We start from the raw sequence: 925 nt of genomic DNA on the forward strand, positions 1-925 counted from the left end.
AGCCGCGGTAATACGTAGGGCGCAAGCGTTGTCCGGAATTATTGGGCGTAAAGAGCTCGTAGGCGGTTTGTCGCGTCTGCTGTGAAAGCCCGGGGCTCAACCCCGGGTCTGCAGTGGGTACGGGCAGACTAGAGTGCAGTAGGGGAGACTGGAATTCCTGGTGTAGCGGTGAAATGCGCAGATATCAGGAGGAACACCGATGGCGAAGGCAGGTCTCTGGGCTGTAACTGACGCTGAGGAGCGAAAGCATGGGGAGCGAACAGGATTAGATACCCTGGTAGTCCATGCCGTAAACGTTGGGCACTAGGTGTGGGGGACATTCCACGTTTTCCGCGCCGTAGCTAACGCATTAAGTGCCCCGCCTGGGGAGTACGGCCGCAAGGCTAAAACTCAAAGGAATTGACGGGGGCCCGCACAAGCGGCGGAGCATGCGGATTAATTCGATGCAACGCGAAGAACCTTACCAAGGCTTGACATGGGCCGGATCGGGCTGGAAACAGTCCTTCCCTTCGGGGCCGGTTCACAGGTGGTGCATGGTTGTCGTCAGCTCGTGTCGTGAGATGTTGGGTTAAGTCCCGCAACGAGCGCAACCCTCGTTCCATGTTGCCAGCGCGTAATGGCGGGGACTCATGGGAGACTGCCGGGGTCAACTCGGAGGAAGGTGGGGACGACGTCAAATCATCATGCCCCTTATGTCTTGGGCTTCACGCATGCTACAATGGCCGGTACAATGGGTTGCGATACTGTGAGGTGGAGCTAATCCCAAAAAGCCGGTCTCAGTTCGGATTGGGGTCTGCAACTCGACCCCATGAAGTCGGAGTCGCTAGTAATCGCAGATCAGCAACGCTGCGGTGAATACGTTCCCGGGCCTTGTACACACCGCCCGTCAAGTCACGAAAGTTGGTAACACCCGAAGCCGGTGGCC

At 57.7% G+C, this 925-nt stretch carries 1 rRNA gene; it reads left to right on the forward strand.

The features are described 5' to 3' along the window. Nucleotides 1–925: ribosomal RNA gene (locus AC5RVV_RS17560) — 16S ribosomal RNA — on the forward strand; the annotation flags it as partial.

Source organism: Arthrobacter sp. MDT2-34-1, from assembly GCF_059091365.1.